Here is a 24579-nt window from a genome sequence, read left to right on the forward strand (position 1 = left end):
TTGCCTGTTTGGCTAGTGCTTACATGTCTGGATAGTGCTTACATGTTCGGATAGTTAGGACCACCGCCGCCTTCTGGGGTTACCCAAGTGATGTTTTGCGAGGGGTCTTTGATATCGCAAGTTTTACAATGCACACAGTTTTGCGCATTGATAACGAACTTAGCGCCTTCGGCATCTTTCACCACTTCATAAACTCCAGCTGGGCAGTATAAACGCGCAGGCTCAGCATATAAGGGTAAGTTAATAGCGATAGGTACCGTTGGGTCTGTTAGCTTCAAGTGCACAGGCTGATCTTCGGCATGGTTCGTATTTGAGATAAACACTGAAGAGAGTTTATCAAAGATAAGTTTGCCGTCAGGCTTAGGATAAGTAGGCTGATATGCATGAGCTGCACGCTCTAAGTGATGATAGTCATGCGAGTTATCATGAATCGTCAAAGGCATCTTACCGCCAAGCAGGTTTTGATCGATAAAGTTGAACGCGCCGCCCATCCATTGACCCATACGGTGCATAGCCGGCGAGAAGTTACGTGCCTCATAGTTATCTTGATACAACCAAGACTCTTTGTACATCGTACTATAAGCGACTACTTCATCATGCTGACGGCCGGCTTCTATCGCTTCGAAGATAGCTTCAGCAGCGAGCATACCCGACTTCATAGAAGTATGCGTACCTTTGATTTTGGCTGGGTTTAAGAAACCAGCGTCATCCCCTGCCAACACGCCACCTGGGAAGGTAAACTTGGGTAAAGAGTTGAGGCCACCTTTGGTCAGCGCTCGTGCTCCATATGAGATACGCTCGCCGCCTTCTAAGATATCGCGAATAAGTGGATGCAATTTTAGGCGCTGCATCTCATCGAACGGTGACATATACGGGTTAGAATAAGATAAGTCGATGACCATTCCGAAGCTGACTTGATTGTTTTCGGCATGATAGAGCCACCAACCACCAGAAGATCCGGTATCACTCAACGGCCAACCAGAGCCATGCAGTACCACGCCTTCTTCATGCTTAGCAGGATCGATGTCCCAAAGCTCTTTTAGGCCAATACCATAATGCTGTGGGTCAGAGTCATTATCAAGTCCGAAACGGCTGATCAAACGTTTGCCTAGATGGCCGCGGCTACCTTCGCTGAAGATAGTGTATTTTGCTAGGAGCTCATAACCAGGCTCAAAGCTTGGCTTCTCTTCACCGTCAGCGGCAACACCCATATCGCCAGTCAAGATACCTTTGACCGAACCATCATCATTATAGAGAATATCAGCAGCAGGGAAGCCTGGGAACATCATCACTTCAAGCTCTTCAGCTTGCTCAGCGAGCCAACGTACGACATTACCTAGTGAGACGATGTAATTACCGTCATTATGCATGAGGGCTGGAACCACTGAATCCATAAGCTTTGTGGCTTTGGTCGCCGAACCAAGCATATAAACGCGATCTTCAATCGCAGGGACATTAAGCGGTGCGCCTTTCTCTTTCCAGTCCGGAATCAGCTCATCTAGGGCGCGCGGCTCGATAACCGCGCCTGATAAAATATGCGCGCCAAACTCAGAACCTTTTTCGACCACACAAACCATAAACTCATCGTTACCCGCTGCGATAGCCTGTTGGCGCAGACGAATAGCAGCAGATAGGCCAGCGGGTCCGCCGCCGACAACGATAACATCAAACTCCATTGATTCGCGTTCAATCTCGGGTTCTGGTTCTGGCTCAGTTGCTTTTACAACTGCTTCTTCGGCGACTGGTTCTTCAGTAACGGGCTCTTCGACAACTGCTTCTTCAACGACTGGCTCGTTAGTAACGGACTCTTCTACAGCCGTTTCCTCGACAACGGGCTCTTCGGCAACTACAGGTTCTTCGACAACCACTTCTTCGGCGACTGGCTCTGCCACTATTTCTGCTTTATCCACCGAATTTGCTTCTACTTCAGTAGCTTCTGTCGTTACCACCTCATTAGTGATATCAGATTCTGCATCTACAACTGGCACTTGCTTGTCTTGTTCTTGCATACCTACTCCTAAATTCTTAGTGGCTTATCTCAGAACATTATTCGCAATGTCATTGAATAAGACTTGCTCTATTTGCTGTCTAAGATATTGGGCTACTCGATAAAGCTGTCTTTGTGATCGTAATTGAAGGGACGCTCACACAACTGGTTCAAAAAATCGTTACTCATTATAAAAGAAAAACACCACAAACACGATACGCATTTATAGACATCAATGTTAAGGTGAGGCGTAAACACTATCATGAGTATAAAGATATTGAGCCGCTTGACCTAAAACTAAAACGTATCACTCAATCATCTATAGCAAACTTTAATGAATAATATATCGCTAACAAGGAAACTGCCTTATGGATAAGAGTAATAAATCCGACAGAAAAAATACTGACGATACCGCCAAAGCCATGCAGGATATGCCATCGGACCTAACTAACATGGAGGCGCTTAGCCACTATTTAAAGTCATCAGCAGGCTCTCGTCAAGGTCGTAGTATACCGCCGTTAGAAAAATGGCATCCTGAACAGGTTATGGATATGGACCTTGTGATAAAAGCCAATGGCGAATGGTGGCACGAAGGTACACATATGACGCGTGAGTCACTAGTCAGTCTATTTGCAACTATTTTATGGAAAGAAGATCAAGGCGGCAAAGCAGAGTATTTTCTGAAAACACCAGTACAAAAACTACGCATCACCGTCGAAGACGCGCCGCTGCTCATCAATGATGTCGGTATCGTCAACGAAGAAGGTGTCAGCTGGCTTGAATTTACCACCTCAACCGGCGATGTCGTCCGCCTAGATCCCAAGCATCCTATAGAGCTACGGGCTTTTCATATTGATAGCAAAGACGATTCTCACACTCACAATGATGCTGATGAGCAAATTCGCCCTTATATGATGGTACGTAATGGTCTAGAGGCGCTGATCGGTCGCAATACTTTTTATCATTTAACAGACATCGGTACGCTGAGTGAGCAGGCAGGAACGACGGTTTTGACCTTAAAAAGTGGTGGTCAAGAGTATCAGCTCTCCATGCCTGAAGATGAATAATTAAACTATAGCGGCTAGTGCTATAAAGGCTAGTACTTTAAAGGCCAGCACTATAAAGGCCAGCACTATAAAGGCTTAGTTTAGTTTCCAGCTTTTACCGCTTGTGAGTGATATTTATAAGACCCAAAACTCATTTCATCCTCTATTCACTATGTTTTGTCGAGATTGAGAATAAATCATCGTTATCTAGTATATACTCTTAATCTGATAAAAGTGCCAGTACGCTAGGATATGGATAACCGGCGATAGTTAAGCTATGAGACAACTTGAGTATACAAAGGGTAAGCTATAAATGACGACGCTATGGCTAACGGTTTAGAGCTCATTATTGATGACACTACTATTTATAAAAACAATATGGCCAAAATGAATAACCAAGCAGCATCTAATGGCGAGCTAAGCAATGCTCGTACTATAAATAAGATGGATAATGCGCTAAACGCGGCCTCAACTTGCGTACCAGAGCAAATGTCAAATCAAGCTCTTAATGAAGCACCAATAGGCGTCTTTGATTCAGGTATAGGCGGCTTGTCTGTGTATCTGCATTTGGCTCAGCAGCTCCCTGCCGAGCGTTATTTGTATTATGCCGATACCAAGCACGTCCCGTATGGTAATCGCGACAGCCAAGATATCCAAGCGTTGACGCTAACCGCAGTGCATTGGTTATATGAGCAAGGCTGCAAGCTTATCGTCATCGCTTGCAATAGCGCGTCTGCGCATGCGCTGACGACAGCCCGCGAGCGCTACCCGCAGATACCTATCGTAGGGTTAGTGCCAGCGCTCAAGCCTGCGGTGTTAGGTAGTCTTAGCGGCCGTGTCGCTGTTATGGCAACCAAAGCGACTCTTGAGGGGATTTTACTCAATCAAGTCATCAAAGAGGTGGCTGAGCCGAGCAACATAGCAGTGAGCAAATACTTCGATCCAGAATTAGTGCCGTGGGTTGAGGCGGGGATGCCTATCATCTCGCCAACGGCTCTTCGCTTGCGGCAACAGCTACAGCAATTGGCTGATGACGGTATTGACTATTTAGTGCTAGGCTGTACGCACTATCCCTTTTTTAAGGAATTTTTGTTGCAAGCGATAGCTGAGCAACAGCTGCCGATTACGGTAGTAGATTCAGGACAGGCAATCGCTGCTCGAGTGCGATCCTTGCTAATAGAAAAACAGCTGTTAGCGGCGTCAGATAACACTGAGATGAACAACGCATTAATGCTTTATGCCAGTAAGTATGATGAGACTTTGGGTCAAGTTATCAAGCGCCTGCTTGGTGAGCGCATCAATATTCAATACATCGCCTAATAAGAAAAATATCTAAAAACTCGGTTGAGTATTGAAAAAACGCCTAACTGTATTGTGTTAGGATAAATATATAATAATAAAGCCATGTTTAGACACTATGCAAGTAGCAAGTATGATTGCAAGCATAAGTAAGAGCATGAGCATGAGCATCGCTAAATACTGTAGAGGTCACTTTGTCAAACCGTCGATATCACATTCATGTTATCTGCGTTGCCCACAGTCAGCCCCTGATTTTGGATAGTTTGGCAGTGTTTTTTCAGTCGCGGGCATTTCTGACGTATGATCTCTCAACGCATCTATCACAGTCAGCGTTATACGGTCGGCAATGCGTTGATGCTTGTGATTATGTACTGATGGTGATTGGCGATAGCTATGGCGCGGTGCAAAATACTGGATTTAGTCAAATGCATTTGAGTTACTTCAATGCCAAGGCTCGCATCAAGCCTATGATGACGCTCATAAAAAGACATTATGATCCGGACGTGGTCAGTGAGTCCCTCAAAGGCTTTATTCGTATGGTAGAGCAAAAAAACAATCAGGTGCACTATTATGACGACAATACAGACATTAAGCAGCTATTAAATAATATACACGCTGATATGATAGAAAAGTCGAATTTAGCGCCAGAGTGGATAAAGGTTAGGGACCTTGATAGTAACACGGTGGCGAATACTCAAGGAAATTTAAACCCTCAAGCAAGTCATCTAGCAAGTGCTCGTCGCCAAACTAATAACCGTTATGAAGCTAGCGATAGAGTCACTACAACGATCGAGCTGAGCGCAGCTTTCGATATCAAATATAGTGCCCAAGCCTACGAGGATGGTAATTTAACTGACGTTATGATGACCATGTCGCTCACTTGGGAAGATGTTTTGCTGGCTTTAGGCGGCATGCCTGCTGTTTTTTCAAGTTATGGTCTGCAAAGTCAATTCAACCGGTTAATTGCTGCTAAGGCTGAGCGTGATATCAAACGGCTGATGCCTAAAGTTCATGCTGTCGCTCGCTGTCAGATTATAAAGAGCGATTTAGATGAGCTGCAACGACTACTAGTAGCCGCCAACTGGATTCAGATAAAAAGCGCCGGCTCTGGGGTGCGCTCTACGAAGGAGCTTTGGAGTCTGACTTTCTACGCCAAAAAGTTATTAGCAGAAAATAAAGCCAACGATAAGGATAGATAACACTCCTCTACTCAAGATTAGCATGCGCCGCTTATCGGCATTCTGCTCAAAGTCCTCTTGTCTATAACACCTCTTACCACCGAAAAATACCGCTAAGCATTCGTTAACATTGCAATAGAGTCGAGCAGAGCTACGTTTCGTAATACAAAGCATACGTGCCAACGCTTGTTAAACTTGTCTATATTCATAATAATAGGAATGACTGTTAGACAAAATAGCTGTTGTTAGACAATCGTATTAAATGATCGTATGGAATGATTGTATTAAGTAGCTGTTATGAATATAAGAATAATAAAATAAGGTCTGATGACTATTTAGTATAAATAGACGCTAGTCTTATACGATATATTCTGTAAATTATTTACTTGATTTTTACTTGATTAAGGAGAGCATAATGAGTAACTCAAAAAGTGATGAACTAAAGCATGAGATTGATGGGTTAGAAAAAGCCATGCATGATGCCGATCAGTTTCGCACGCTAGAAGAGCAAGTCGCTGATATGAAGCGCCGCGGTATCGACCCGAGTCAAGCCTATAAGGACTTGGATAGAAAGGAAGAAGATGAAGATTGGGGCGATGACACTTGGAAAGAAAACGGCAAGTGGGAGCCAAAAACACCTGCTGATCTTGATGACAAAGCCCGCGAAAACTGGGGCGGCGATAATGGCGAGCCTAATCCACCGCCTATTGTATAAACTGAAATAACTAATAGTTAAAAAAACCACATCAAGTTGATGTGGTTTTTTTATGTCAGTATAAAGTCTAATAGGGTTTAGTTAATACGCTCAAGACGTACGCTGCCATCACTATTAGTCACTCGGCGATAGCGGATATTACCATTGTTACTAGCAGGCTGTATCGTTCTTTGCACAGACGGCTGCGGGGAGTAAACATTAGGCGTGGTCGTCTGCCGCTGAATCAGCTGACCCATACGATCGGCAGGTGCTGGATTTAGAGACTGACTATTGATAGACGGATTGCCGACTGGTTGGCTATATTGATTACCATACTGGCTTTGGCGAGGGGCGGCACTGCCAATGATGGTACGATAAAACTTTTGTCCGGCGCGGCCATCAGCAGGGAAGATACCGCGACTGGTTTGATATTGCTGAATCGCGGTGCGGGTATTATCCCCGATAATCCCATCAACGCCGCCAATATCATAACCTGCGTCTAATAGCGCTTGCTGGATGTCTTTGGCTTGCTGACGGCTGATACCTGGATCGTCGGTCGGCCAAGCGGTGATAAAGTCAGTTTTGCTACTGTCCTCACGTGTGATCAAATCAGATAAGTGGGCAATCGCTAAGGCATAGTTCTCTGAGGCGTTGTACGAATAAAAAGTATCAAAGTTTTTGCCGACTAAAAAAGCGGGACCATCGATACCAGCTGGCAAGAGTAATCCGGCGCTATTTAAATCGTAAGGCAGTGGACGACCATCAGCTAGGGTCAACCCTTGATTACGCCAATGGCTCATCGATTTTTTGTTTTTACGGTCTGATGCTGCCCAGTAACCATCAGGTAGCTTGACTTCATAACCCCACGGCTCGCCGCTGCGATAGCCACGGTTATCCAAAAAGTTAGCCGTAGAAGCTAAAGCATCCGGTACGCTATTGACCAAATCACGGCGCCCGTCACCGTCAAAATCAACGGCCAGCTCTAAAAAGGTACTCGGCATAAACTGCGTCTGCCCAAACGCCCCCGCCCAAGAACCGGTCATATCATTTGGTGCGATATCACCGCGCTGCACGATTTTGAGCGCATTGGCAAACTCACCTTGGAAGTAGCTTTGGCGACGATCAAAACAAGACAGCGTCGCTAAGGATTCAAACAAAGGCTTTTTGCCAAGCGTTTGACCAAAGTTGGACTCAACACCCCATACCCCTAATACATGCTCAGGCTTGACACCATAACGCGACTCGATTTGGCGCAGCGTATCACGCCATTGGCGTTTGGCACGAATACCGTCTTCGACGCGCTCTTTATCCACTAGCGCCGACAGGTAATCCCAAACGTCTTTTTGAAACTCAGGCTGATAGTTCAGCGATTGAATCACGCTCGGATCAGGCTGGGTCGGGCGGTAGTTATTAAAGGTGAAGCTATCGACACTACGAAACTTACTAGAGTTTTTGAGTCCATCTAAGCACTGCTGAAACTCACTATTAGATAGATCAGGTGCAGGCGGACGAGCGGCCTGTGCGGTGCTAGCGAGACTAAGGCCAATAGCAGCGGTCAATAGAGAGAGAGTGGAGAGCTGATTCAAACGCATGGAGATATCCTGTAAAGGTAGAAAACAGAGCATAAAATCAAAGATTTAATTAGAGTAACCAATATCGATAATAAAGAAAAGTACTAGCATGGCTTGGTTACGATAAGCTGACGTATGAGTGAGGTTAGGAGATAGTAGAGCTTCTATGTTTGATTAAAAAATTAACGTCATTTACTGTCGCCTGAATAGCCGAAAAAGTCGCACGATCTACAGCGCTATTGTTATACTGTCCCGATGCTAACTTCTATACTTTAATCATCTTGTCCTTTCACGAATAGTGTAGCCGCAACTATGAGCAATCCGATACATCCTACTAGCCAAACCCCGCAACAGATGACCCTTGCCAAACTCAAACAATTAATGCCAGAGGTGTTTAGGGAAGGTCAGCTTGATATCCATAAACTCACCGCGCTGTTATCTGAGCAAGATATCGCACCCGCGCAAGAGGCGTATGGACTAAGCTGGGCGGGCAAGCATCAAGTCTATCGTGAGCTAAAAACCCCAACCAGTCAGACGCTAGTGCCAGAGCCTGATGAATCAGTCAATTTTGATACCTCGCAAAATCTATTTATCGAAGGTGATAATCTGGCGGTGCTAAAGATACTGCAAAAGAGCTATCACAGCCGTATCAAGATGATATATATCGACCCGCCATACAATACGGGCAATGACCGCTTTGTCTATGACGATGATTTTAGTGAGAGCATTGCGGACTACAAAGCGCGGGCAGGGCAAACCGATGAAGACGGTAATCTGACCCATAGCGATGGGATGCAATCAAATCGAAAAGAAAACGGTCAGTATCATAGCAATTGGCTGAATATGATGTATCCAAGGTTGGCGCTGGCAAAAAGCTTGCTGCGAGAGGATGGCGTTATTTTTGTGTCGATAGATGATGAGGAGGTAGCAAACTTACGTTTATTAATGGACGAAATATTTGGCGAGGAAAATTTTATAAATCAAATATCAGTTCATTCTAAACTAACAGCAGGAGCTAGTGGTGGTGGTGAAGATAAAAAGTTAAAAAAGAATATAGAGTATTTACTATGCTATACCAGAAATAATCAGTTCTTTGATAAGTTTTCAGAAGTCTACGAAAAAGAATCTTTGATGACGCATATATTAGATTACAAGTCTAAAGGTAAAAGTTGGAAATATACCCGAATATTAGTGTCGGAAGGTGATAAAGAATATTTCGACACTATAAAAGATGGCTCTGATCAAGACATAAAAATCTATAAACATACTAATGTAGTAATGAAAACGATAACAGATATTTCTAAAGAAGAAAAGCTTTCAGAAGACGAGGTATACAAAAAATACTTTGAGAAAATATTTAGAGATACTAATGCTCAAAGCTCTATCAGACAACGTGTGATTGACGCAACTGGAAACGATGAATCTTTCTATAGTATAGAGTACTATCCAATCTCAGGAAGGAGTAAAGGTAAATTAACAACTCTTTTTTATAAAGGTCGAAATAAAGACTTATTAGCGTGGTTGAGTGACATTGCTGAGAGAGATGAAGATGGTGAACTAATCAAAAAACAGAAGTTAGGCACTTTATGGTCTGGTATCGGATGGAATAACATAACAAAAGAAGGCGATGTAAAGTTTTCTAATGGCAAAAAGCCCGTTGAGTTTATTCAAAAAATGATTCAATTATTAAGTGACAATGAAGATAGCTTGATTCTTGATTTCTTTGCGGGGTCATCTACTACAGCTCATGCAGTCATGGACTTAAACGTACAGGATGGTGGCGTACGTAAATTTATCATGGTGCAAATAGATGAAAGTATAGATAAACAAAAAAACAAAGACGAGTTTCAGTTTTGCGTTAATAATGGTATGCCGCCCAATATCGCTGAGATATCCAAAGAGCGTATCCGCCGTGCCGCTGCTCATATTATCGCCGAACTGCCTGAATCCGTCGATAGCAAGGCGCTTGATTTTGGTTTTAAGGCGTACAAACTTGCCGACAGTAACTTTATCCCGTGGCAACAGCCCACCAGTTACGATGCCGACAGCCTAATGGCGCAGCTTGAGAAACACCTTGACCCTATCGTTGACACTGCTACCACTGACGGTATTATCACCGAGCTGATGCTCAAAGAAGGCTATACTTTGACCGCCACCGTCAGTAAGGATGACGGCTATTATCTGGTCACCCAAAACGATGCGCTACATTATAGTGATGATAATGCTGACAGTTCTGAGAGCGCAGGCATATCAATGAGCCTAGCGATAGTCCTAGATGACATGACCACTGATAAAGCCACGCAAATTATCACCACCGCACCGAATAAAACTTTGATTATGGATAGAGCTTTTAGTGATGATGCCAATAAGGCCAATATCGTGTTGCAGTTTGAGGATGCTGGTTTGGTGGTTGGGTGTGTTTAGGGTAAAAGGGACTATGTTATGAATTTTACGTTGATATAAGTTGTCTATGAATACTATGCTCGAAATAATAACTTATGGCAGTTTTTTAGTTATAGCAGTGGTGCTTGGACTTGCTTTGCCTTTCATTATTGATGAAGCTTATCAGCAGTTAAAAACCAAAAGGCTAGCAAAGAAGATAGCCGATGTTAAAGAGTATGCTCAATACGATATTTCATTATTAGAAATTTTGCTTAAGTCTGAAAGAGTCAACAGCAAATATTTAAGATACTTGATAGGTAAAATTATTCAACATACTCATGAGAATTTATCAGGTAACGAAGAGAAGCTAGTATTTTTCAAGAACATGTATGAAATCTATAATACAGATGAAATTTACAACGATATTTCACAGCCATTATTATCGCAGATTAAAGCATTAAAATTAGTTTTAAGTGACTCTGAACAGCCGATTTTGTTGAACCTTGCTCATAATATTAAACTTCTTCAAAACAAAGCTAGCTTTAGCAAAAAGCTTAATTTTTCTTTAACAATAATTAGTATATTAGTGACGGTAGGTAGTATCGTATACTCATACTGGAATGGTTAATTCTTAAAGTATTTCAGTTTAGGAGATAGTTATGAACAATCAGAAGATGAGACAAGCTAACTATCAACTCCCTAGTACAGATATACAGCTAAAAGTCCTTTTTACTGAGAATTCAGCTTGGTTGACAGAAGAACAGATTGTAAAATTATTTGTATCAAGGTGTGAAAATGTAGCCTCTAAAAATGATAAATATAAAGCCGAACTATCAAATGCAGTAACTACTGAATGTGTTTTACAATATTTAAAAGATATTTGTGAAGACAATAGATACTTGCGATATGAAGTCAGTAGATTCTTTACGATACCAGATTTTACAGGTTTTTTAGATGTTGGTAGAAGCCAGAAATACTATAATCTCGATATGATTTTAGCGGTAGGTTATCGTTGCGATTTTACAGCCGCTACTATTTTTAGGAAGTGGGTGAGTGAAGAGTCAAAAAATAATCAAGTTGAACCATCGTTCCATAGAGTTTATAACTTAAAGTTAATAATACTTATATTAAGTTTTGTTTTACCAATTTTAGCTATGACCATCATACTATTTACAGTAGAAGATGCACTTGTACCTATAATCAGTCTATCTATAGCACTTCTTGTTGGAGTATCTACTACAGCCATAAACATTATGATATACAACGAAGAGAAAGGGTATAAAAGAACCAAATCTAAAAGCTAGTTATTACCAGTGTTTATACGAAATTAACAAAATGAACTCCTAAGCAACCCCTAGTCGTTCAAATCAAGCCTAAAAACCATCAATAAAGCCAATATAAAAGTGCCAAAACCACCATGATAACCCTCACCTTTGAGTCCAACCTTGAACACCAAAGTCACGCCATCAATGCCGTGGTTGATATCTTTCGTGGTCAGCCGTCGCTTGATACGAGTGCCGCGCTTGATAACTTTGCCTTAGCTCAGCCGATAAATGTGGCAAGCAATAGAACGGTGATCAGTCAACACATTACCAGCCAAGCCATAGCCAATCAGCGCATTATCAGCGCTGAGCAAGTGTTGGATAATATCCAAGCCGTGCAGCGTGAACATAATATCGAGCCGTCAACCACGCTCTATGACGACGACAAAAACCTTGCTCAATATGGACTTAACGCCTCTATAGAGATGGAGACCGGCACGGGCAAGACTTACGTCTATCTGCGTAGTATCTACGAGCTGTATCAGACTTATGGCATGCGTAAATTTGTGATTGTCGTACCGTCAGTGGCGATCCGTGAAGGCGTGATGAAGTCTATTGAGATGACCAAAGCGCACTTTGCCGCCTTGTATGACAATACTCGCGTGGATGCGCGTATATACGATAGCAAAAATCTAAATAAGCTACGCGATTTCGCCACCAGTCAAACCGTGCAAATCTTGGTCATGAACATTGACGCCTTTGCCAAAGACCAAAACATCATCAACCAAGTTCGTGAGCAAGGCATAGCCCCGATTGAATATATCCAAGCGACCAACCCTATCGTTATTGTCGATGAACCGCAAAATATGGAAACCGCTAAGCGCTTAGATGCTATTGCCAGTTTGCAGCCGCTGATTACCTTGCGTTATTCAGCGACGCACAAGTACAGCCGTCATCTGCTTTATAGCCTAAACCCAGTCAAAGCCTATGACGCTGGGCTGGTTAAGCAAATCGAAGTTGACTCCGTTATGAGCGATGACAGCTTTAATGAGGCCTATATTGAGCTGCTAGATATCACGCCCAAAAAGACCAAAATCACCGCCAAGGTCAGCGTCTATGCCAACGTCAAAGGCGTGGTCAAAAAGAAAACCATCAGCATCAGTGACAACGATGATTTGTATAAAAAGACCGAGCGGGAGATATATGCCAATGGCTATATCGTCAGCGGCATTAACGCTGTGGAGGGCTACATTGAGTTTGATAATGGCGTGGTGATTTATCAAGGTCAGCAAACTGGTGGCATGACGGATAGCGTCATGCGTTATCAAATTGAGCGCACCATTGAGGCGCATTTAGATAAGCAGCGTAAGTTATTGCCGCAAGGCATTAAAGTACTATCCTTGCTGTTTATTGACCGCGTTGATAATTATCTTGTTAATAATGAGCTGGTTAACCAAACAGATGGCTATACGCGCTCAGGTAAATTTGCCCAGTGGTTTGAAGAGATATATCAGACGTTATTAGATAAGCCTAAATATCGTGATCTAAAACAACAATTAGCGGCGCACTATCAGGCTGGGGTGAGCGATATTCATAACGGTTATTTTTCTGTCGATAAAAAAGGACGCGCCAAAGACACCTCTGGTAATACTAAGGGCGACGATGATACTTATAGCTTGATTATGAAAGATAAAGAAAAACTGCTGAATCTAAATAATCCGCTGCAGTTTATCTTTAGCCATTCGGCATTGCGTGAAGGCTGGGACAATCCCAATGTGTTCCAGATATGCACCCTCAATGAGACCAAATCCACCCTAAAAAAACGTCAAGAAATTGGCCGTGGTCTGCGTCTATGTGTTGGTGCAGATGGTCACAGGATTTATGACAAGCAGATTAATATTCTCACCGTCATCGCCAATGAAAGCTATGATGACTTTGCTAAGAGCTTGCAAAATGAGATTGCAGAGGATTGCGGCGTAAGCTTTGCTGGACGGATAAAAAATCAAGCGCACAAGCAAGCGGTTAAGTATCGTAAAGGTTTTATTCTAGATGACAACTTCAAAGCCATTTGGGATAAAATTAAACAAAAGACTCAGTATCGAGTCTGCTTTGATACTGATGAATTAATCACTGCCGTTATCGAGTTGATAGTCGATATGGAAGAAATAATCGCGCCGCAAATTCAAGCGAACAAAGTACGCCTGACTATGAGTGATGGCGGGGTGGAGAGTCGCTTATTAGCCGTCAATAGCCAACGTCAGTATTATGCTAAGGATAATAGCTATGATGGTAGCGACACTGATGCAGACTCAAACGCGCCTCAACCCACGTGGCACTTGCCTGATATCTTGGCTTATCTGGCTCGCCATACCAAGCTGACCCGTTTGACTTTGATGGAGATATTGCGTCAAAGTGGACGTATTGATGAGATGCTTATTAATCCGCAAGTCTTTCTAGAGCGCTTGATTGCGATTATTAAGCAAGCCCAAACTGACCTCATGGTAAAAGGCATTGAGTACCAAAAAAACGGTCAAATATATGCTCAGCGATTATTAGAGAGCTTAGAGGCTCAGCCGGCGGATGTCTATGCCAGTGATGATCATTTCGAGGTTACTGATACGCATAAAACAATTTTTGATAATTTGATACCGCTGGACTCAAATACTGAGCACCAGTTTGCACAAGATTGCGAGAGTATGGAGAGCATGCGCTTTTATTTTAAGCTGCCTAATTGGTTTAAGATTGATACGCCACTTGGCAGCTATAATCCGGATTGGGCAGTGATTAAAGAAGAAGATGAGGATGTAAGGCAGTTATACTTTGTCGCCGAAACCAAGAACACAGGCGGCAAAAGCGCAACAGGTCATGCGGTAGATATTGCTAAACTGCCGCTACCGCAACAACAAAAGATTCGCTGCGGTCGAGCGCATTTCAAAGCACTAGACAATGAGCTGAGCTTTAAAGTGGTCGAGAAGGTAGCGCAGTTGTAATTTTGAATTCATTAAAACCCCAAACAAGATTTGGGGTTCCTATTTACACCTCTATTGTTACACTTTTTTTAAAAACTACTCCCCCAAAACCCCGTCTAATTCCTTAATAAAACTACGAATACGCTCAGCATTTTTACCCAAGTCGCTCTTACCAATTCTTGATTTACTGCGTATATCGACTAAGCGCTCATTGCCATCATCAGTCACCCGTACCACTACGTCATCCTTAAAACCAAACCAAGTTGTGGTATCAGTAGCTTCAACGATACCTGCATTGGCATCAATATTAACCAGCTCCCAGCCTAAATTATTAGCGACCTGCTCAACAGCGGCTACGAGCTCCGATTTCGGCTGTGAATACTGCAGAGTCTGAAGCTCAGGATAAGCTTCGCGTTGTTTTTCGGCAGTTTCAAGACCTGCGTAAGCCGTTGGATTGGGAGCATCAGCACGTAGCGGAGCGATAGCGACAAATTCAGGCGGCGTCATTATATCGGTTGAGATATCATGAATAGCTGGTACGCTATTAGCCGTACTCATCATTCTCAGGGGCATAAGGATTGCGATGAGAGAGAAGACTATCGCGACCGCTGCACTGGTAAAAGTCACGGTCTGCCGCTTAAATAACATCTGCACGATAAGTAATATCAGCGCTGCAATACCAGTGATAACCGCATATTTGAAGCCCGCAAAAGCAGCTCCCAATTCCACTAAGCCAGATCTGTAAAGGGGACCGGGTAGCGTCACTAGCAAAAATGCCGCTAAACTCATTAGTAACACTAAGATTTTCATATTGCTTTTCTATATCAAGGGTTATTATTAGCAGTGTTAGGTGTCAATAACCAAACATGCTCAGTGACGCTTAGTGCCGCATTAGCGTTTAAGATTGAGGGGTTGTCCTCAAGCTCAGTGAGCTGATAAGTATCGCTATAGTACTGACGCACTTGCTCAGGGCTGACTGAGAATGGCGGGCCATCCTTTTGACTTTGATCATAATGGATAGTGACCAGAAGCTGCGGCGCGTTATCGCTTATATTAAGTATATGTTCGCAATACTTCGGGCGCGTATCTGACGGTAAGGCTATCAGTGCTGCTCTATCATAAACGGCATCAATTTGACCAACGTCTTCGCTTGTTAGTGCAAAAATATCGGCGACCCACAGCTCAATAGTATGCCCTGATAATTGTCCTTGATAGTGTTTAATATCCGCGTTATTGCTAGCCTGAGTCACTGTAGGAGTAATCCCTTGTTCAGCAAAAAACTCCTCTACCGCCGACTCGACCAGCTCGATACCAATCACCTCATAACCTTGCTGCGTCAGCCAAGCCATATCGAGGGATTTACCGCTTAACGGCACTAATATTCGGCCGCCTTTGGCTACATTTAAAGTCGAAAAATACGTCTTCAATAGCGGATTGACCTCCGACTTATGAAAGCCAATACGGCCTTCCTGCCAACGCGATTGCCAAAATTCTGGATTCATACGGTTTTCCTTAACGTAGTTTATGGAAACATAACGATATCATACCGCTAATTGGCATAAAAAAAAGCCAAGTGTCTTTACACTTGGCTTTGCTTATAACGGTATTTATAACTAGAGCTTCAACAACGGTTAAGCGACCATGTACTCTTTGAACTCTTGACGTAATTTGGTGAGCTTTGGCGGAATGGCGAAGTTGCAATAAGCTTGGTTCGGGTTGCGATTGAAGAAGTCTTGGTGCTCTTCTTCAGCGTCATAAAATTCGATAGCAGGGTGCACTTCTGTGACGATATCGATACCCATATCGCGTAATTTATTGATAGTGCGATCGATGGTCGGCTTTTGCTGCTCTTCGTCAGTATAGAACACCACACTGCGATACTGGCTGCCGACATCATTACCCTGACGGTCTTTGGTGGTGGGATCATGAGTGGCAAAAAAGATATCTAAAATCACTTCTAATGGCACAGTAGCATCATCGAACTCAACCTTGACCACTTCGATATGACCACTATTACCACCGCAGACCGCGCGATAATTGGCAGTAGTGGCTTCGCCGCCCATATATCCTGATACCACGGACTGTACGCCTTTGACAGATTGAAAAACGGATTCAGTACACCAAAAACAGCCGCCACCTAATATAATCGTTTGCATAAGATTTCCTATTATTAATCAATTAAACTAAGCCTATCTTGCGATTTTGACTGTACGCTTATATCGCTTAGTTTTACCTGTTTAGCATAACAAGCAGGCTTTGAGCTATGAGTAACAAACAGTAATGTTATAATGGGCTTTTGCTAAATGTTCTACCATAACACTATCTGTCAAACGAGCCGTTCCATGAGTCACTCTAATTCCTCTCCAGAAGCTGATATCGAGCCTAGCGTCAAACCCGATACGCTATTCGATAAACCCTTTACCACGCCATTAGATAAAGTAGCGCGCTTCTCATTTGATGAGCAAGTGGTTGCCTGCTTTCCTGATATGATTCGCCGTAGCGTGCCGGGCTACGGGCAAGTATTAGCGATGCTACCTATTTTTGCGCGTCGTCATTGCAAGTATCGTCAGCAAAACAATAGCGGTCAAAAGGTGAGCCGTATTTATGATTTAGGCTGCTCGCTTGGCGGTGCAACAATGGCTTTGGCAGGCGAATTTGAGTCAACAGACTTACAGGTTAAGGCAATAGATATCTCACCTGCCATGACCAGCGAAGCCGAAAAGTTATTAAGCGATAATTACCCTGAGCACGATATCGAAGTCATCACTGCTGATATTCGCGATATCAAGCTTGAGGCTTGCGATATGGTTATTCTCAATCTCACGCTACAGTTTTTGCCTGTTGCCGATAGAGTCGCAGTGCTAAAGAAGATATATAACGCGCTAGAAGAAGGCGGCATCTTGGTCTTGACAGAGAAGACGCATACACTTGACGAGCAATACGATGCTTGGCTCATTGAGCGTTATTATGACTTTAAACGCGCCAATGGCTATAGCGAGATGGAGATCAGTGGTAAGCGCAATGCACTAGAGAATGTGTTAATTACCGATACTTTAGATCAGCATCATGAGCGCCTACATCACGTTGGGTTTAAGCGGCATTTGACGTGGTTTCAGTTTTTAAACTTTGTGTCGCTGGTGGCGTTTAAGTAGTGTTTAGATAGATTGCGAGAGTTTTTTGTAGGGTGTGCCTCGCGCACCCTATGGCTAAGCGCAAGACAAGATCTTCTGCCGAGGGACGAGGCACGCATAAACCCTTAAAAATAAATAACCCATGCCCCGCAGATTTCACGACCATTAAAATGCGCTAAACTTGAGGCTCATCTTTTTCTCTTTGTTCTTCCTCTTATCTGGCCAACGATAACTAAGCGAAACTTGAAACTTTATGACCAACAACACCATTGCCAACGCTGAACGTGAGCTATATTTAACCTTATTAACCATCGCTGAGACGCATCCTATTGCTTATGAGTGGCTGACAAAATTACCCGAATGGCTCACCGCTATCAAAGATAAGCGCAACTATGCGCATGCGCCCGCTTATCAGTCCTCGGTGGCGCGTTTACCTGATTTAAACGTCGATAGCGTGAATTTAAATAGTTCAGCTATTATTATTAACGCTCCTCTTAATGACTCTGAGCGTAAGCAAGCTTTAGCGCTACTTAAGCAATTAATGCCGTGGCGAAAGGGACCGTTTCAAATAGGTCATGAGAGTTCGGGCATTCAGATAGATACTGAGTGGCATAGCGACTGGAAGTGGGAGCGGGTAGCGCCGCATTTGAGTCCGCTAAAAGGTCGGCGGGTACTCGATGTCGGTGGCGGTTCAGGCTATCACGGTTGGCGCATGGCGGGGGCAGGTGCTCAGACGGTGATTATCGTTGATCCGTCCTGCCTGTTTTATCATCAGTTTATGGCAATTCGGCATTTTGTTGGTGCAGCGGATATCAATGATACAGGTAATTATCGCACGCACTATATTCCCGTACCCTTAGAGGCACTGCCGGAGCACAGTCAGCTGTTTGATACGGTGTTTAGTATGGGGGTGCTTTATCATCGCCAGTCGCCGTTCGCGCATCTCCAGCAGCTGCGCGGTCAGCTGGTCAAAGGCGGTGAGCTAGTGCTTGAGACTTTAGTAATCGATGGTGATGCTAATACGGTACTAGTGCCACATGATCGTTACGCGCAGATGAATAATGTCTACTTTTTGCCATCGGTTGCGGCGCTAATCGGTTGGCTTGAAAAGGTAGGGTTTCGTGAGGTGCGCTGCGTCGATATCGATGCGACGACGATAGAGGAACAGCGCGCGACCGAATGGATGACCTATCAATCGCTGGCAGATTTTCTTGATTCCACTGATCAGAGTAAAACGATTGAGGGCTATCCTGCGCCGAAGCGCGCGACGCTTATCGCCAAGCGGTGAGGTTTTTAAGGCGTGTTTATTGGGCATAAGGAGTGTGACAGATGACAATCTTATATTTTTTGAGGGTAGCGAGCGTTAGTGCCTTATTATCCGCAGCATCACTATCTGCTGCCGCATCAGACGCCTACGGGGATGCGTTCAAGGGCAGCGGCTTTGTGAGCGGTGATTGGCAACTGGTCTGTGATAATACTTTGACTTGCCGCGCAGCCGGTTATACCGATGAAGTAGACGATTGGCGCGGTAGTGTTTTGATGACCGTAACGGCAGGTGAGAAAACACCACGTACGCAAGTTTTACTGAACTACTGGGAAGCATCAGACGAGATAATCGCGCAAATTAACGCGGCAAACGAGCCTGTTGAATTATGGCTAAATGATAAGCCTTATGGTGAGGTTGAAAACGGAGAGCTGACTAGCAAGCAAACGGCTCAACTTATCAAACACGCTCGCCAAAATACTAAAATAGTGTTGGCAAGAGGTGATTACCACTGGCAAATATCTGATAAAGGTATGGCCGCTGTATTATTGAAATTAGACGACGTCCAAGGCCGAGTAGGCACATCGCTTGCACTAGTCAGTAAGAATAATCCCAATCGGCAAACTCCCAAAGCGGCTAATGCCAAACCTATCATCAAAAAAGCCTTTGTATATGCTGACCCAGACAAGCAGCCGCTTGCACCATCGACCTTGAGTTATTTGCAAGATAATATCGATACGTGGGTAGATATTGACTCTGAGGAGTTAATGGGTACAAAAGAGAGGATGGGAGAGTGTGAGCTGGTCAATCCAAAAACCAAAGCCTACCAAAGTATCCAAGAGTATAGCCCAAGTGAGCTTAACTGGACGTTTATACCCGTAGATAGTCAGCATACGTTAGCGGTTCATAGCTGTTGGACGGGCGCTTATAATTTTGGCAGCGGTTACTGGCTTATAGATAATACGCATCCCCAAAACCCGCAGCTGATTACTACATCAGGTAGTCGTTATGACAATGGCGAGATATTCGCAGCGCATAAAGGTCGCGGATTAGGCGACTGTTGGTCAATGACTCACTGGGTTTGGGATGGCAAAACCTTTGCAAAAACACTTGAGCAGACCACAGGGTTATGTCGCCTGATAGAGCCTGGCGGCGCTTGGGATATGCCCACTTATGTCAGCGAAGTGGTTGTCAGTGAAGGGCTATCCCCTTAAATCAACCACTTCTTAAAGGCGAGCTCTAATAGCAATTTAAGCAAAAAGCCCATAAACCCAGCGCCGAGTGCCAAAAATATCCAAAAGGTGCCCGCGCGGCCGGCATTGGATTTTTTAGAGATATCGAACATAATAAAGAATAAAAAAGCGATAAATATCGGTAGTAATATATACAGGCCCCAATTGGTGACTGTGTTAGCAGCAATGGCGAACATATCTACATCCTATGGTATAAGTTGGGTAGCATTATAACTTCTATCACTGTGATATGCGTGTATCAACTCTGTAGGACAACCGCTAAGCGCTGATTATTACGACTAAGTAGTCATCGAAGTAGTGTTAAGCCATTTATGTGCGTAAATCAGCACGTAGCGCTACTATTTTTGTCAATTGTGATGCAATAAACCCCAAAGATTGTTATATTTACGGGTTATCACTTTTTTGTCCTATTTATCTGAGTTAATACCCCTATGTCACAAGCCCAAATCGATACTTTAGCCGCCCTGTTTGATGATGCTGTTCAAACTCTAAAAGAAAGCGGCGTATTGCCTGCTGATTGGCAAAATAAGAGCCAAATTACTCGTACCAAGGATTTAAGTCACGGCGATTTTGCCAGTAACATCGCGATGACCGCTGCCAAAGCCGCCAAAACAAATCCGCGCGCGTTGGCGGAGCAAATCGTAAACGCGCTTCCTGACAACCAAGATATCCGCCAAGTGGATGTCGCCGGGCCTGGCTTTATTAACGTGTTTTTGAACAGTGATGCTAAGTTTGCCGTTTTAGAGGATATCTTCGCTCTACAAGACCGCTTTGGTCTTAGTGAGCAGTACGCAGGGCAAAAGGTGCAAGTCGAGTTTGTCTCCGCCAATCCGACCTCAAGCCTGCATGTCGGTCATGGGCGCGGCGCCGCCTTTGGTATGAGTGTGTCCAATCTGCTTGAAGCCGTCGGCTATGACGTTACCCGTGAATATTATGTCAATGACGCCGGCCGGCAGATGGATATCTTGGCGACCAGTACTTATTTGCGCTATCTAGAGGCGAATGGCGAGAGCGTGACTTTCCCTTCTAACGCTTATAAAGGCGACTATGTCCGCGATATCGCAGAGATGGTAAAGACGCAGCACGGCAACAGTTACGTGCATTCTTTTGAGCAAGTCGCCAAAGACGTTGCGGCTGATGCTCAGTACGATATCACGGCGAACGGTGACAAGGAGCTGATCTCAGGTGACAAAGAGGCGCATATCGATGGCTTAATTGCCAATAGTAAAGCATTGTTAGGCGCGAACTATGAGTTGTTTCTTAATGCGGCGTTGACGGGTATTTTGGCTGATATTAAAGACGATTTGAACGATTTTGGCGTGCGTTATGAGCGCTGGTTTAGCGAAAGATCAATCACTGATGAGATTGAGCCGGCGCTACAAATATTAGAAGACAAAGGCCACCTATACGAGAAAGACGGTAATATCTGGTTTAAGTCGACGGATTTTGGCGATGAAAAAGATCGGGTAGTGCGCCGCGCGAATGGTCAGACCACGTATTTTGCCTCCGATATCGCTTATCACAAAAACAAGTTTGACCGTGGTTTTGATAAAGTCATCGATGTCTTAGGCGCGGATCATCACGGTTATGTGCCGCGAGTCCGAGCAGCGCTATTGGCTCTTGGTATCGACGCCGAGCGTTTGGATGTGGTGTTAGTGCAGTTTGTTGCTTTATGGCGTGGCAGCGAAAAAGTACCCATGTCTTCGCGCTCTGGGGAGTTTGTGACACTGCGTGAGCTACGTGAAGAGGTCGGTAATGATGCTGCGCGTTTTTATTATGTGGCGCGTAAGCCTGAGGTGCATGTAGACTTTGACTTAGAGCTGGCCAAATCCCAGAGCAAAGACAATCAAGTGTACTACATTCAGTACGCGCACGCCCGCGTCTGCCGCGTATTAGAAAAACTAGAAACTAGCGGGCTGAGCGTTGATGATAGCGTAGGTGCAGCGCAGCAAAACTTGCTGCGCGCGCCAAGCGAAGAGGCGCTTATTAAGCTGCTAGCTGCTTATCCTGCGACTTTATTGCGCGCCGCAACAGGTTATGAGCCGCATATTTTGACCAACTACCTCAAAGAGTTAGCCGCGCTGTTCCACGGCTGGTATGACACCAACCGTATCTTGCCTATGAGCTTGACCTCAGGGGCGACACCGAGCGCTGAGGAGCTAGATATGATGCAGGCGCGCCTGCGTTTGTCAAAGGCGGTTCGGCAAGTACTGGCTAATGGCCTAAATCTATTAGGGCTGACTGCGCCTTCTAGCATGTAGGCGAATACGTTATACTGCTATCAGTGTGGTTTTAGATTAATATAGTCTTATATCAACATAGTCTTATATAAACTCAGTAGGGAGAAACCGATCCATGTTAGCCAAAAAACCTAGAGGCGCCACTGAAAAACGTAAGTCGAGTAGCGTATCAGGCTTATTGTGGATGTTCGTTGGTGCAATACTGACGCTAATGATAGGGGTGTTTATATATCTCTCGCCCTTGTTCAATTTCAGCCCCGCAGGCAGTGAAACCGCAGCTGATGCTGATAGGCAGATACAGCCGCGCGTGGAGACGGACACTGACAATGCCGATTATGAGTTTTATGATATCTTGCCTAACCAAGAGATGGCGACTATTCCTGATGAAGATATCGGCGGAGCCGAGAATGATCGCTTAGGGGCTACTGACGACTTTGAGGCTGATGTTGTCGTGACTCAGCCTGAGACTAACGCTGACAATAGTAATGATACCGGCAATTTTGGTATCTCTGAAACTACAACGATTGAACCGAGTAGCAATTCAGCAGCTAATAACAGTAGTGCTAGTAATGAGATTACCATAGTAGAAGAAAATGTCACTTATGACGGCACTACGCCTGCATCTCCTAATAGTAATGCAAGCAATAACGCCAATACGGCTGCTAACAGCGGCGCAGCGACAGTACAAAGAGCGCAAGCACCAACTTATATCCTACAAATCAATAGCTTCGGTGATGCTGATGAAGCGGATCGTCGCCGCGCGCAAGTGCTGATGGCAGGGGTCGATGCCAAAGTCGTCAAAAATACGACTGGTAATGGCTTGCCTATTTATCAAGTGATTTCACGGTCGATGACGACTCGTCAAGAAGTCACTAGCGCTCAGCAGCGCCTACAAAACAACGGTATTGACTCTATTATCGTCGAGCAGCGCCGCTAGCGGCAAGAAGTTACTAACAAGAAAAGCGTCACATCGACGCTTTTTTTGTGCTATTTTTTTGCTGAGTGCACTGAGCAAGCGCTTGTTTTAACGATAAAATATTTTAATTATGGATTATCTGAGCCGATAGCCATCAGCAAGACTATCGCCCTTTATAAACGAACAGTGAGAGCCTACTCATGAACTCAGCTGAGACGACAACAGCATCAACTGGGATGATCAAATCATTCTTTCAAAAGTATTTTATCGATGCTTTTACAGGTATGGCCTTGGGGCTATTTGTCACTTTAATCGCTGGACTTATCATCTCGCAAATCGGTGGTTGGTTGCAGATCCCGGCGCTGATGGCTATCGGCAAACTTGCCTCTGTGCTAATGGGCGCAGGGATAGGCGTAGGTATCGCTTACTATCTCAAAGCACCGACGCTAGTGATGCTTAGCTGCTTGGTCGCTGGTATGCTTGGCGCGCATACTGAAGCCTTTATCGCAGGGACATTGTTTACCGCGCAAGACGCTGGGCCGGCTACTTTTTTGGCGCTGCCTGGTAATCCTATTGGCGCTTATTTAGCTTCCGTGTTTGCCTATCGGGCGGGTACTTGGGTCTCAGGTAAGACCAAGCTCGATATCTTGCTGGTGCCTTTAGTAGTCTGTACGGTGGCTTGGGCGGTGTGCGCTTTTCTTAATCCACCGGTAGTCGTCGCAGTCAATGCAGTTGGTCAAGGCATTCAAGCAGCCACGGAATTACAGCCGCTACTCATGGGCATCGTCATCGCGGTCATCGTCGGTATCTTGCTGACACTACCAACCTCTAGTGCGGCTATCTGTATCGCTATTGGCCTTGGCGGCCTCGCTGGCGGCGCGGCGGTGGTCGGCTGCGCCGCGCACATGATTGGCTTTGCGGTTGCTAGCTTTAAGGATAATGGCTTTAGTGGCGTCATCTCGCAGGGCCTTGGTACGAGCATGCTGCAAATTCCTAATGTCCTCAAAAAGCCGATTATCTTATTACCTGCCATCGTAGCGAGCGCCATCGTTGGACCTATCGCAACAGTAGTGTTTAAGCTGGCTTGTACTGCGACCGGCGCAGGTATGGGTACGGCTGGACTGGTAGGAGTATTCGGAGTGATTGAAGCCTCACAGGACCTGATGAGCACTACGCAGTTGTGGACGGCGATTATCTTACTGATGTTTGTATTGCCAGCCATTATTGCCGGATCTGTGGCTTGGCTAATGCGAAAATCAGGCTGGCTAGTCGCGGGCGATATGAAATTACCCTAACGCGTATGCAATAAATAAACGCATATATACAAAACTCGCAACTATAAAAAACGCCTAAGCTTTAGAGCTTAGGTGTTTTTTATTGCCATCAT

At 44.6% G+C, this 24579-nt stretch carries 20 protein-coding genes; 14 read left to right on the top strand and 6 right to left on the bottom strand.

Features of this window, described 5'->3' with window-relative positions:
• Window positions 1-38 precede the first annotated feature (38 nt).
• Window positions 39-1676, bottom strand: a complete 1638-nt coding sequence (locus I3248_RS07925) for an electron transfer flavoprotein-ubiquinone oxidoreductase (protein WP_238063238.1) — start codon at window positions 1674-1676, stop codon at window positions 39-41.
• Window positions 1677-2409: 733 nt separating this feature from the next.
• On the opposite strand from I3248_RS07925, the gene I3248_RS07930 reads away from it, so the two are divergent.
• The 4 genes from I3248_RS07930 to I3248_RS07945 all read left to right on the top strand — a co-directional run bounded on the left by I3248_RS07930 (window position 2410) and on the right by I3248_RS07945 (window position 6225).
• Window positions 2410-3054, top strand: coding sequence for a DUF1285 domain-containing protein (locus I3248_RS07930; RefSeq protein WP_346268427.1), 645 nt, complete (start codon window positions 2410-2412; stop codon window positions 3052-3054).
• Between the two features lie 468 nt (window positions 3055-3522).
• Window positions 3523-4353 (top strand): glutamate racemase, encoded by an 831-nt coding sequence (gene murI / locus I3248_RS07935; protein ID WP_238063239.1) that lies wholly within the window; start codon window positions 3523-3525, stop codon window positions 4351-4353.
• Between the two features lie 173 nt (window positions 4354-4526).
• Entirely contained in the window at window positions 4527-5531 is a 1005-nt protein-coding gene (locus I3248_RS07940; protein WP_238063217.1) for a DUF4062 domain-containing protein, read from the top strand.
• A 394-nt stretch (window positions 5532-5925) separates the two neighbouring features.
• On the top strand, window positions 5926-6225 hold the full coding sequence (locus tag I3248_RS07945) for a hypothetical protein (RefSeq protein WP_201559272.1): 300 nt from the start codon (window positions 5926-5928) through the stop codon (window positions 6223-6225).
• Window positions 6226-6302: 77 nt separating this feature from the next.
• Here I3248_RS07945 and I3248_RS07950 read toward each other — a convergent pair whose 3' ends face one another.
• Window positions 6303-7796, bottom strand: coding sequence for a lytic murein transglycosylase (locus I3248_RS07950; RefSeq protein WP_238063218.1), 1494 nt, complete (start codon window positions 7794-7796; stop codon window positions 6303-6305).
• Between the two features lie 291 nt (window positions 7797-8087).
• Between I3248_RS07950 and I3248_RS07955 the strand changes: the two genes are divergently transcribed.
• From I3248_RS07955 to I3248_RS07970, 4 genes are all read left to right on the top strand, one after another.
• The gene (locus I3248_RS07955) at window positions 8088-10199 is read left to right on the top strand and encodes a site-specific DNA-methyltransferase (RefSeq protein ID WP_238063219.1); all 2112 of its coding nucleotides are present in this window, start codon (window positions 8088-8090) and stop codon (window positions 10197-10199) included.
• Between the two features lie 46 nt (window positions 10200-10245).
• Window positions 10246-10785: a hypothetical protein gene (locus I3248_RS07960; RefSeq protein ID WP_238063220.1), complete on the top strand. Its 540-nt coding sequence runs from the start codon at window positions 10246-10248 to the stop codon at window positions 10783-10785.
• A 31-nt stretch (window positions 10786-10816) separates the two neighbouring features.
• Window positions 10817-11461, top strand: coding sequence for a RhuM family protein (rhuM, locus tag I3248_RS07965; protein ID WP_238063221.1), 645 nt, complete (start codon window positions 10817-10819; stop codon window positions 11459-11461).
• A gap of 113 nt (window positions 11462-11574) precedes the next feature.
• On the top strand, window positions 11575-14409 hold the full coding sequence (locus I3248_RS07970; protein WP_238063222.1) for a DEAD/DEAH box helicase family protein: 2835 nt from the start codon (window positions 11575-11577) through the stop codon (window positions 14407-14409).
• 75 nt (window positions 14410-14484) lie between these two features.
• Here the strand turns inward: I3248_RS07970 and I3248_RS07975 are convergent, their stop codons facing one another.
• The 3 genes from I3248_RS07975 to msrA all read right to left on the bottom strand — a co-directional run bounded on the left by I3248_RS07975 (window position 14485) and on the right by msrA (window position 16544).
• Window positions 14485-15198 carry a DUF1499 domain-containing protein gene (locus I3248_RS07975; protein ID WP_238063223.1) on the bottom strand — a complete coding sequence of 238 codons (714 nt, stop codon included), beginning with the start codon at window positions 15196-15198 and terminating at the stop codon, window positions 14485-14487.
• A 14-nt stretch (window positions 15199-15212) separates the two neighbouring features.
• On the bottom strand, window positions 15213-15890 hold the full coding sequence (gene tmpT / locus I3248_RS07980) for a thiopurine S-methyltransferase (protein ID WP_238063224.1): 678 nt from the start codon (window positions 15888-15890) through the stop codon (window positions 15213-15215).
• A gap of 129 nt (window positions 15891-16019) precedes the next feature.
• Complete coding sequence (gene msrA, locus I3248_RS07985) at window positions 16020-16544, bottom strand: peptide-methionine (S)-S-oxide reductase MsrA (RefSeq protein ID WP_238063225.1); 525 nt, start codon at window positions 16542-16544, stop codon at window positions 16020-16022.
• A 186-nt stretch (window positions 16545-16730) separates the two neighbouring features.
• Between msrA and cmoA the strand changes: the two genes are divergently transcribed.
• From cmoA to I3248_RS08000, 3 genes are all read left to right on the top strand, one after another.
• On the top strand, window positions 16731-17540 hold the full coding sequence (gene cmoA, locus I3248_RS07990; RefSeq protein WP_238063226.1) for a carboxy-S-adenosyl-L-methionine synthase CmoA: 810 nt from the start codon (window positions 16731-16733) through the stop codon (window positions 17538-17540).
• Between the two features lie 232 nt (window positions 17541-17772).
• Window positions 17773-18807 (top strand): tRNA 5-methoxyuridine(34)/uridine 5-oxyacetic acid(34) synthase CmoB, encoded by a 1035-nt coding sequence (cmoB, locus tag I3248_RS07995; RefSeq protein WP_238063227.1) that lies wholly within the window; start codon window positions 17773-17775, stop codon window positions 18805-18807.
• 41 nt (window positions 18808-18848) lie between these two features.
• Entirely contained in the window at window positions 18849-19997 is a 1149-nt protein-coding gene (locus I3248_RS08000) for a DUF1176 domain-containing protein (protein ID WP_238063228.1), read from the top strand.
• On the opposite strand, the gene I3248_RS08005 is transcribed toward I3248_RS08000, so the two are convergent.
• The gene (locus tag I3248_RS08005) at window positions 19994-20212 is read right to left on the bottom strand and encodes a DUF2788 domain-containing protein (RefSeq protein WP_238063229.1); all 219 of its coding nucleotides are present in this window, start codon (window positions 20210-20212) and stop codon (window positions 19994-19996) included. The two genes, I3248_RS08000 and I3248_RS08005, sit on opposite strands and share 4 nt — an antisense overlap.
• Window positions 20213-20467: 255 nt before the next feature.
• On the opposite strand from I3248_RS08005, the gene argS reads away from it, so the two are divergent.
• The 3 genes from argS to I3248_RS08020 all read left to right on the top strand — a co-directional run bounded on the left by argS (window position 20468) and on the right by I3248_RS08020 (window position 24487).
• Window positions 20468-22297, top strand: a complete 1830-nt coding sequence (gene argS, locus I3248_RS08010) for an arginine--tRNA ligase (protein ID WP_238063230.1) — start codon at window positions 20468-20470, stop codon at window positions 22295-22297.
• Between the two features lie 94 nt (window positions 22298-22391).
• The gene (locus I3248_RS08015; protein WP_238063231.1) at window positions 22392-23213 is read left to right on the top strand and encodes an SPOR domain-containing protein; all 822 of its coding nucleotides are present in this window, start codon (window positions 22392-22394) and stop codon (window positions 23211-23213) included.
• 179 nt (window positions 23214-23392) lie between these two features.
• Window positions 23393-24487 (top strand): PTS sugar transporter subunit IIC, encoded by a 1095-nt coding sequence (locus I3248_RS08020; protein ID WP_238063232.1) that lies wholly within the window; start codon window positions 23393-23395, stop codon window positions 24485-24487.
• The last annotated feature ends 92 nt before the right edge of the window (window positions 24488-24579 follow it).

Origin of the sequence: Psychrobacter sp. Ps3 (assembly GCF_022129275.1) — a bacterium.
GTDB classification, from domain to species: domain Bacteria; phylum Pseudomonadota; class Gammaproteobacteria; order Pseudomonadales; family Moraxellaceae; genus Psychrobacter; species Psychrobacter submarinus.

Coding starts and splice junctions, on each gene's coding strand:
- rhuM (WP_238063221.1), top strand. CDS start 10,817: ATGAACAATCAGAAGATGAGACAAGCTAACTATCAACTCCCTAGTACA.
- I3248_RS07950 (WP_238063218.1), bottom strand. CDS start 7,796: ATGCGTTTGAATCAGCTCTCCACTCTCTCTCTATTGACCGCTGCTATT.
- tmpT (WP_238063224.1), bottom strand. CDS start 15,890: ATGAATCCAGAATTTTGGCAATCGCGTTGGCAGGAAGGCCGTATTGGC.
- I3248_RS08000 (WP_238063228.1), top strand. CDS start 18,849: ATGACAATCTTATATTTTTTGAGGGTAGCGAGCGTTAGTGCCTTATTA.
- I3248_RS07960 (WP_238063220.1), top strand. CDS start 10,246: ATGAATACTATGCTCGAAATAATAACTTATGGCAGTTTTTTAGTTATA.
- I3248_RS07925 (WP_238063238.1), bottom strand. CDS start 1,676: ATGGAGTTTGATGTTATCGTTGTCGGCGGCGGACCCGCTGGCCTATCT.
- msrA (WP_238063225.1), bottom strand. CDS start 16,544: ATGCAAACGATTATATTAGGTGGCGGCTGTTTTTGGTGTACTGAATCC.
- I3248_RS08005 (WP_238063229.1), bottom strand. CDS start 20,212: ATGTTCGCCATTGCTGCTAACACAGTCACCAATTGGGGCCTGTATATA.
- argS (WP_238063230.1), top strand. CDS start 20,468: ATGTCACAAGCCCAAATCGATACTTTAGCCGCCCTGTTTGATGATGCT.
- I3248_RS08015 (WP_238063231.1), top strand. CDS start 22,392: ATGTTAGCCAAAAAACCTAGAGGCGCCACTGAAAAACGTAAGTCGAGT.
- I3248_RS07930 (WP_346268427.1), top strand. CDS start 2,410: ATGCAGGATATGCCATCGGACCTAACTAACATGGAGGCGCTTAGCCAC.
- cmoB (WP_238063227.1), top strand. CDS start 17,773: ATGACCAACAACACCATTGCCAACGCTGAACGTGAGCTATATTTAACC.
- I3248_RS07975 (WP_238063223.1), bottom strand. CDS start 15,198: ATGAAAATCTTAGTGTTACTAATGAGTTTAGCGGCATTTTTGCTAGTG.
- I3248_RS07945 (WP_201559272.1), top strand. CDS start 5,926: ATGAGTAACTCAAAAAGTGATGAACTAAAGCATGAGATTGATGGGTTA.
- I3248_RS07955 (WP_238063219.1), top strand. CDS start 8,088: ATGAGCAATCCGATACATCCTACTAGCCAAACCCCGCAACAGATGACC.
- murI (WP_238063239.1), top strand. CDS start 3,523: ATGTCAAATCAAGCTCTTAATGAAGCACCAATAGGCGTCTTTGATTCA.
- I3248_RS08020 (WP_238063232.1), top strand. CDS start 23,393: ATGAACTCAGCTGAGACGACAACAGCATCAACTGGGATGATCAAATCA.
- I3248_RS07970 (WP_238063222.1), top strand. CDS start 11,575: ATGATAACCCTCACCTTTGAGTCCAACCTTGAACACCAAAGTCACGCC.
- cmoA (WP_238063226.1), top strand. CDS start 16,731: ATGAGTCACTCTAATTCCTCTCCAGAAGCTGATATCGAGCCTAGCGTC.